General features: G+C 69.1%; 6 protein-coding genes. 3 read left to right on the forward strand and 3 right to left on the reverse strand.

All coding sequences use genetic code 11. From position 1 onward, the window contains the following. Window positions 1-26: 26 nt before the first annotated feature. The 3 genes from pnp to VFE28_02105 all read left to right on the forward strand — a co-directional run bounded on the left by pnp (window position 27) and on the right by VFE28_02105 (window position 4644). Window positions 27-2357 carry a polyribonucleotide nucleotidyltransferase gene (gene pnp, locus VFE28_02095; protein ID HZM14768.1) on the forward strand — a complete coding sequence of 777 codons (2331 nt, stop codon included), beginning with the start codon at window positions 27-29 and terminating at the stop codon, window positions 2355-2357. Between the two features lie 76 nt (window positions 2358-2433). Beyond that, window positions 2434-3699: a pitrilysin family protein gene (locus VFE28_02100; protein ID HZM14769.1), complete on the forward strand. Its 1266-nt coding sequence runs from the start codon at window positions 2434-2436 to the stop codon at window positions 3697-3699. An 18-nt stretch (window positions 3700-3717) separates the two neighbouring features. Further along, window positions 3718-4644 carry a cobalamin-binding protein gene (locus VFE28_02105; GenBank protein ID HZM14770.1) on the forward strand — a complete coding sequence of 309 codons (927 nt, stop codon included), beginning with the start codon at window positions 3718-3720 and terminating at the stop codon, window positions 4642-4644. Window positions 4645-4651: 7 nt separating this feature from the next. Here VFE28_02105 and VFE28_02110 read toward each other — a convergent pair whose 3' ends face one another. The 3 genes from VFE28_02110 to VFE28_02120 form a co-directional block, all read right to left on the reverse strand. Continuing rightward, window positions 4652-5176, reverse strand: coding sequence for a class IV adenylate cyclase (locus tag VFE28_02110; protein ID HZM14771.1), 525 nt, complete (start codon window positions 5174-5176; stop codon window positions 4652-4654). Window positions 5177-5184: 8 nt separating this feature from the next. Next, window positions 5185-6603, reverse strand: coding sequence for an 8-oxoguanine deaminase (locus tag VFE28_02115; protein ID HZM14772.1), 1419 nt, complete (start codon window positions 6601-6603; stop codon window positions 5185-5187). Further along, window positions 6600-8141, reverse strand: a 1542-nt coding sequence (locus VFE28_02120; protein HZM14773.1) for a molybdopterin cofactor-binding domain-containing protein, incomplete at its 5' end; no start/stop codon positions are given. The genes VFE28_02120 and VFE28_02115, both read right to left, overlap by 4 nt.

An 8141-nucleotide genomic window follows, 5' to 3' on the forward strand; every position in this document is an offset into this window, starting at 1 on the left:
AAAGCGGAAGTGAGGGAAAAGGAAGCATGCAGAAGATCGTGACGGCGGAGGTCGGTGGCCGGACCTTCAGTATCGAGACCGGAAGAATGGCCAAACAGGCGGGCGGCGCGGTAGTCGTGCGCTTCGGAGACAGTGTCATCCTGGTGACCGCGGTCATGGAGCCCAAGGCGGACCCGGCGAAGAGCTGGCTGCCGCTGATGGTGGAATACCGGGAGAAATCCTACGCCGCCGGCAAGATCCCCGGCGGTTTCTTCAAGCGCGAGGGCCGGCCGCACGAGGGCGAGACCCTCTCGGCACGTCTCATCGATCGGCCCCTGCGCCCGCTCTTCCCGGACGGCTTTTCCAACGACATCCAGATCATCGCGACGGTGCTCTCCTTCGATCAGGACAACGAGACCGACGTGCTGGGCATCACCGGCGCCTCCACGGCGCTCGGCCTGTCGGAGATCCCGTTCCCCCATGTGGTCTCGGGCGTGCGCGTCGGACGTATGGGCGGCCAGTTCGTCATCAACCCGACGGTGCAACAGATGGACGAGAGCGACATGGACGTCACCGTGGCCGGAACCGACGAGTCCATCGTCATGGTGGAAGGCGGCTGCAAGGAGGTCAGCGAGGCGGCGCTGGTGGACGCGTTGGAATTCGCCCACCACGAGATCCGTCGCTTGAACGGCCTGCAGCGCCAGCTCTTCGAGGCCGTCGGGCCGCGCCCCAAGGCGACCTTCACCCCCAAGGAGAAGCCCGCCGGGCTGGAAGCGCGGGTGCAGAAATTGGCCCTCGGGCGTCTGCGCGAGATCAACCGCATTCGTGCCAAGCTCGAGCGCTACAGCGCCGTGGATCAGCTGAAGGACGAGGTCGCTACCACTCTCGCGACGGAATTTCCCGAGGCGGAGGGGGCGATCCGCGCCGCGGTCGAGGCGGTGGAGCAGCGTGAGATGCGCCGCGCCGTCCTCGAGGACGGCGTGCGCGCCGACGGCCGAGGTCCCAAGGACATCCGCCAGATCTCCATCGAGGTCGGCGTCCTGCCGCGTACCCATGGCAGCGCGCTGTTCACCCGCGGCGAGACTCAGAGCCTGGCGGTGGCTACGCTCGGGACCGCCAAGGACGAGCAACGCATGGACACGCTGGGTGGCGAGTTCACCAAGCGCTTCATGCTGCACTACAACTTCCCGCCTTTCAGCGTCAACGAGGTCTCCCCCATCCGCGGCACCGGCCGCCGCGAGATCGGGCACGGGGCGCTGGCGGAGCGGGCACTGACGCCAGTGATCCCGTCGGAAGAGACCTTCCCGTATACCCTGCGCCTGGTCTCGGACATCCTGGAGTCGAACGGCTCCAGCTCCATGGCTTCGGTCTGCGGCGGCAGCCTGGCGCTCATGGACGCCGGCGTGCCGGTGCGCGATGCGGTGGCGGGAATCGCCATGGGCGCCATCATCGAGGACGGCCGTTCGGTAGTGCTCTCGGACATCCTGGGCGTCGAGGATCACTTGGGGGACATGGACTTCAAGGTGACCGGCACGCACCGGGGCATCACGGCCTTCCAGATGGACACCAAGGTCGCCGGTCTCTCCCGGGACTTCATGCGCCAGGCGCTGGAGCAGGCGCGGGAGGGACGCGAACACATCCTCGCCAAGATGGCCGAGGTGCTTGCGGCCTCGCGGGCGGAGTTGTCGCCGTACGCGCCGAAGATCACCACCATCCAGATCAAGGTGGACAAGATCCGCGACGTCATCGGCCCCGGAGGCAAGGTCATCCGCGCCATCACGGCGGAGAGCGGCGCCACCATCGATGTGGACGACACGGGATTGATCAAGATCGCCGCCGTGGATCAGGCGTCGGGGGAGAAAGCCCTGCAGATGATCCGCGACATCGTCGCCGAACCGGAGCTGGAGGCGGTGTACGACGGCACCGTGCGCCGCATCACCGATTTCGGCGCCTTCGTGCAGATCCTGCCCAACCGGGACGGACTCCTGCACATCTCGGAGATCGCCCACCACCGGATCAACCACGTCACCGACGTGCTGCAGGAGGGCGACACCATCCAGGTGAAGGTCATCGGCATCGACAGCGAGGGCAAGGTCCGGCTCTCCCACAAGGCCTTGCTGCCCCGCGAGGAGGCCGTCGAGGTGGGCTCGGGTTACGACCGCCCGCCGGCGGAGCGCGGCCCGCATGGGGATCGCGGCCCCCAGGGTGACCGCGGCGGCTACGAGCGGCGCGGGCCGGGCGGCCCCGGTGGCGGTGGCGGCGGCGGCGGTGGCCGGGACAGACGCCGGCGCGGTGGCGGTGGCGGTGGCGGTGGCGGTGGCGGGCGAGGCGGCCGTCCAGGTGGCGGGGGCGGCGGCGGCGGCAGCTACAACCGCTGAGCGCGGACAGGGGGCGCGACGCCGGCAGGGGTCCCTGCCGCGTCGCGCTCGGGCGGAGGCAGAGGGAGGGGCGGCCGTGCACCTCGGTTCCTATTCCACGGAAGAACGCATCGAGAAACGGGTGCTGGCCCCGGGCGTGACCGTGCTCGTCCAGCCCGTGCCTGCCACTTATTCCGTTGTCATCGGCGTCTGGGTGCGGGTCGGCTCCCGGGACGAGGACAGGCGCGTGGCCGGCATCACGCATTTCGTCGAGCACATGGTCTTCAAGGGTACGGAGAGGCGCTCGGCCTACGAGATCGCCCTCGCCCTGGAGCGTGTGGGCGGCTCCCTCGAAGCGCACACCACCAAGGAATACACCTGCTTCTACACCCGGGTGCTGCGCGAGCATTTCGATCTCGCTCTCGACGTGATCTCCGATCTCCTGCTCCGGCCGACCCTGGAGCCGGAGCAGATCAAGCTCGAGCAGGGCGTGGTCATCGAAGAGATCAACAACGTGTTCGATACGCCGGACGATTGGATCTTCGAGATCCTGGCGGAGAAGCTCTACGGCGAGCACCCCCTGGCCCGGCCGATCCTGGGCAGTCGGGAGAGCGTGAGCGGCATCACCCAGCCGGATCTACGGGAGTTCATGGCCCGGCATTACGTGGGGGAGAACGTCCTCATCTCCGTCTCCGGGGCGGTGGAGAGCCAGGAAGTGCTGGGCAAGGTCGAAGCGGCCTTCGGCTTCGCCCCCGGGCAGGTGCCGCATGCAGAATTGTCCGTGCGGCCCAATCCCGAGACGGTGCACTTCCAGGTGGACGAGAAGCTCACGCAGCAGTATCTGGTGCTCGGCAGCACCACCATGTCGTATCAGAACGACGACCGTTACGCCCTCCTGCTCCTTTCCACCTTGCTCGGCGGCGGCATGAGCTCGCGGCTCTTCCAGAGCGTGCGGGAGAACGCCGGGCTCTGCTACGCCGTGAGCACGATGACCGAGTTCGCCCGAGATGGCGGCTTCGCCGGCACCTTCCTGGCGGTGTCGCCGGAGAACACCAAGCCCGCCCTGGATCTGGTCTGGCTGGAGTACGAGAAGCTCTGCCGCGACGGCATCTCGCAGCGCGAGCTCGAGGACACCCGGGACCAGCTCAAGGGCAGCATGCTCCTCGGTATGGAGAATGTGGCGAGCCGCATGTCCCGGATGGCGAAGAACGAGATCTACTTCGGCCGCCAGATCAGCGTCAGCGAGATCCTGCGTGCCCTCGACGCAGTGAGCTGCGACGATGTCGCGCGCCTCGCCGACGCCTACCTCCGCCGGGAGAAGAACGTCCTCATCGGCCTCGGCCCCGTCGCCAGCCTGCAGTGATTCGGGGGCGCACTGCCCATGCGGATCGTTTCCTTGCTCCCGAGCGCCACAGAAATCATCTGCTCCTTGGGGCTCGAGGACCAGCTGCTCGGCGTCACCCACGAGTGCGACTTCCCGGCGCCGGTCCAGGCTCTGCCGAAGGTGACGCGCACCCTGATCCCCGTCGACGCCGCGAGCGGCACCATCGATCGCTTGGTTCGCGATCGTCTGCAGACGAACCGGGCCCTCTACACCCTCGACCTGCCGGCGCTGGAAGCGCTGCGTCCCGAGCTGATCGTGACGCAAGCGCTCTGCGATGTGTGCGCCGTGGCCGAAGAGGAAGTCCGCGCTGCCGTCTGTTCTCTCCCCGCTGCACCCCGGGTTCTCAACCTGGAACCGCGGACGCTTGCCGAAGTCTTCGTCGCGATACGGCAGGTGGCTGCAGCTGCCGGTGTGGAGCGGCAGGCGGACGAAGCCGTCGGCGCGCTGAGCGCCCGCGTCGAGGCCGTGGTGGCGCGTGCAGCTCGGTCGCGGCACCGGCCGCGGGTCGCGCTCCTGGAATGGCTCGACCCGCCTTTTGCCTGCGGCCACTGGAGCCCCGAGCTGGTGCGGCTGGCGGGAGGCGTCGAGGGCTTGGGCCGCGAAGGGGAGCCCTCCCGGCAGCTCCGCTGGGAGGAAGTGATCGACTGGCAGCCGGAGGTCGTGGTCATCGCCTGTTGCGGCTTGCGTATCGAGCGCACCCTGGAAGATGTGCCGCGGTTGCAGTTCGTCCCCGGGTGGCAGGAATTGCCAGCTGTCCGTTCAGGGCACGTCTTCGTCACCGATGGCTCGCAGTACTTCAGCCGTCCCGGTCCGCGGCTGGTCGATAGCCTGGAGATCCTGGCTCACGCGCTCGACCCCGCCGTGCACCCGCTTCCCGCCGGCCTGCCACCTCCCGTGCGTGTGCCTGCCTCTACGGCGACCTAGCCCCAGATCAGTCCGCGCTACCACCTTGCAAGAGGTCGATGTAGGCATGGCTCTCCCGCGGGGCGCCGTCGAGACCAAGCTTCTGCAGAAGGCGTTGGGCAGCAGCAAGACAGGCGGCTTGGTCATGCTGGGCGTCGACGACGGCCTCGAGCTCGACGAAGCGTCCGAGAGCGTGGACCTCGTCCAGGTGGATGCGGACGTTGTCGAGCAGAAACAGGTGGCGCCGTTTGCACACCTCACCACGGGTACCGAGAGCAAGTTGCAGAACGGCGCCAAGATCTTCGCCGTCTGGGATCTCGATCAGCGTGTAACGGGAGGAACGGAGCGCCGCTGCATCGGCGCGCTCGTAGTGGATGAGCTGGGCGGGAAGCCCAGTCACGAGCCGGAGTTTGAGCCGGCCGCTGGGGCAGTCGAAGAAGACATCCCGTTGCTCGAGAACGCCCTCGTCGCGGATGCCGTCGAGCGCCCGCAGCCGCTGGAGCAAATCCCGCCAATCGGCCACGCGCAGCTTGATCTCGATATTCTCCGCCATCGCTTCCCTTACCAATCCGGGAGGCGGAACGGCAGCTCCACGCCTGCCTGTCGCAGCATCCGGGCGGCGAGCGCGCGCGCGCGGCGGGCGATCTCGCTCTCGTCCACCGTGACCAGGCGGCCGTCGCGCACCACGATCCGCCCGTTGACGATGCTCGTGTGCACCCGGTGCGAGATGCCGGCGAAGATCACGGCGGCGAGGGGATCGGCGAGGGCGCCTGCCAGGTCGAGGCGATCGAGATCGACGAGGACCAGGTCCGCGGCCTTGCCGACCTCGAGGCTACCGAGCTCGGAGGCGCGACCGAGCAGCCGGGCGCTGCCCCGTGTCGCCAGCCGGAACGCCGTGTCGGCGTCGAGGGCGCTGGGGCCACCGCGGGTGCGGGCGAGCAACAGCGCTTGCCGGACCTCGCCCAGCATGTCGGAGGTGTCGTTGCTGGCGCTGCCGTCGACGCCGAGACCCACGTGGACGCCGGCCTGGAGCATTTCCAGCAGCGGGGCGGTGCCGCTGCCGAGGCGCATGTTCGAGGTGGGGCAGTGGGCGACTCCGGTTTCGGTCCGGGCGAGAACCTCGATCTCGTCCGCGTCGAAATGGACGCCGTGGGCGAACCACACGTCGGCCCCCAGCCAGCCGAGATCCTCCATCCAGCGGAGCGGCCGGCGACCGTAGCGCTCCAGGCAGTAGGCGTTCTCGTCTTCTGTCTCAGCGAGGTGGGTGTGGCAATGGACGCCGTGGGCGCGGGCGAGGCGCCGCGTTTCCTCCATGAGCGACGCCGTCACCGAGAAGGGCGAGCATGGCGCGAGCACGACGCGTCGCATTGCGAGCGGCGCGGGATCGTGCCAGCGCTGGAGCACGCGCTCGCTGTCGCTCAGGATCGCCTCCTCGTCCTGCACCACCTCGTCCGGGGGCAGACCGCCTAGAGTGCGCCCTCGCGACATGCTGCCGCGGCTCGCGTGCAAGCGGAGGCCGAGCTTCTCCGCCGCTTCGAACTGGGCGTCCAGGAGCTCCGCCGGCGCCGTGCGCGGGAAAAGATAATGATGGTCGCTCGTCGTGGTGCAGCCAGTGAGCAGGAGCTCGGCGCCGCCGAGCAGGGTACTCCAGTACACCACCTCGGGGTCGAGGTGCTTCCAGATCCCGTAGAGGTGCATGAGCCAGTCGAAGAGCTTGGCGTCCTGCACCGCCGGCAGGGCGCGCTGGAAGGTTTGGAAAAGATGGTGGTGCGTGTTCACGAGACCCGGAAGGGCGAGACAGGTGCGCGCGGCCACCGACTCGCGTGGGACGCCCGCTGTCACCGGGTAACGGCGCTCCAGGTCCGGGCCGATGGCGGCGATGCGGGCGTCCTGGATCAGGATGTCGACGCGCTCGAAGCGCTCGCCCGCGTCGGACAGCGTGGCGACGTGGTGCACGTCGCGGAGCAGGATCTCGCTCATCGCTGCGTCGCGCCGGCGACCGGTACGGCCGTAGCGTTCGGCAATGGCGGGGTGGCGGCGGCCTCCGCCGCGGTACGCAGCGCCTGCCAGACCCGCTCTGGGGTCATGGGCAAGGCGTCGAGCCGGATGCCGAGGGCGTCGCGCACGGCGTTGGCGATGGCCGGGGCCGGCCCGTCGAGGGGGATCTCGGCGATGCTCTTGGCGCCGAAGGGACCGCTCGGCTCCTCTGTCGGCACCAGGTGCACGGTGAGGCGCGGCATGTCGAGGGCGCTCGGGATCTTGTAGTCGGCGAAGCTCGGGTTGAGCAAGCGCCCGGCGGCGTCGTAGCGCATGTCCTCGTAGAGGGCATAGCCGAGCGCCTGGGCCGTGCCGCCTTCCACCTGCCCCTCGGCTTGCATGGGATTGATGGCCACGCCGCAGTCCACCGCTTGCGCCAGGTGCAACACCTGGATGGCGCCGGTCTCCAAGTCCACCTCCACCTCGGCAAAGGTGGCGGCGAAGGGGGGCGGGCTGTCCTCGGAGAGCTTGGACGCCGCACCCTGGATCTGCCGCTTGCGCGGGCCGTACAGGGACGCCCGTGCCACCTCGGTGATGGCGACGCACTCCCCCGAGGCGGCGCGGGCGAAACCGCCCTGCAGCTCCACCGCCCGTTCGCCGAGCAGGTCGGAGGCGATGTCCAGGAGCTCGGCGCGCACCACTTCGGCGGCGCGCTGCACGGCGCGACCCGAGATGTAGGTCGTGCTCGAGGCGTAAGCCCCGACGTCGAAGGGTGTCATATCGGTGTCGGCGGCGTAGAGGAGGATGGCCCGCGTCTCCACTCCCAGGACCTCGGCAGCGATCTGCGCCAGCACCGTGTCGCTCCCGGTGCCGATGTCGGTGGCGCCGCAGAGGACGTTGAAGGTGCCGTCCTCGTTCACCTTGATGCTCGCGGCTCCCATGTCGTCGCCGGGGATGGAGGTGCCGTGCATGGCGATCGCCATGCCGATGCCCCGCCTGCGCGTCGGCCGCCCACTCGTCACGGCCTGCGGGTCCGGCGTTTCGAAGCTCCCGCCGCGCCGGCGTTCCCAGCCGATGCTCGCCGCACCGCGCTCGATGCAGAGCGGCAAACCGCAGCTCTGCACCGTGCGGGGCAAACCCTCCTTGCCCTCGCCGAGGGCGACCGCCAGCGGGTCCGGATCGCCGGTGCGGATGGCGTTCTGCACGCGGAACTGCAGCGGGTCGAGGCCGAGACCGAGGGCCACCTCGTCGATGTGCGACTCCAGGGCGAAGTAGCCCTGCGGGCCGCCGTAGCCGCGGAAGGCCCCGGCGACCGTCAGGTTGGTGTAGGCGATGTCGGCCACGAAGCGCAGGTTCGGGCAGCGGTAGAGCGGCAGCGTCTTGCTCCCGGTGCAGGAGAGCACGGTCATACCGTGGGTCCCATAGGCGCCGGTGTTGGCGACGGCGCGCATCTCGTTCGCCAGGATGCGGCCGTCGGCGCTCGTCGCCGTGCGCAGGTGCACCAGCACCGCGTGGCGGCTGCGGGAGCTGGCGAACTCCTC

This window comes from Candidatus Krumholzibacteriia bacterium, from assembly GCA_035649275.1.
Taxonomy (GTDB): domain Bacteria; phylum Krumholzibacteriota; class Krumholzibacteriia.

What these genes read in the sequence shown, in the direction of transcription:
- VFE28_02110 (HZM14771.1), bottom strand. Translation starts at nt 5,176, where the DNA reads ATGGCGGAGAATATCGAGATCAAGCTGCGCGTGGCCGATTGGCGGGAT.
- VFE28_02115 (HZM14772.1), bottom strand. Translation starts at nt 6,603, where the DNA reads ATGAGCGAGATCCTGCTCCGCGACGTGCACCACGTCGCCACGCTGTCC.
- VFE28_02105 (HZM14770.1), top strand. Translation starts at nt 3,718, where the DNA reads ATGCGGATCGTTTCCTTGCTCCCGAGCGCCACAGAAATCATCTGCTCC.
- pnp (HZM14768.1), top strand. Translation starts at nt 27, where the DNA reads ATGCAGAAGATCGTGACGGCGGAGGTCGGTGGCCGGACCTTCAGTATC.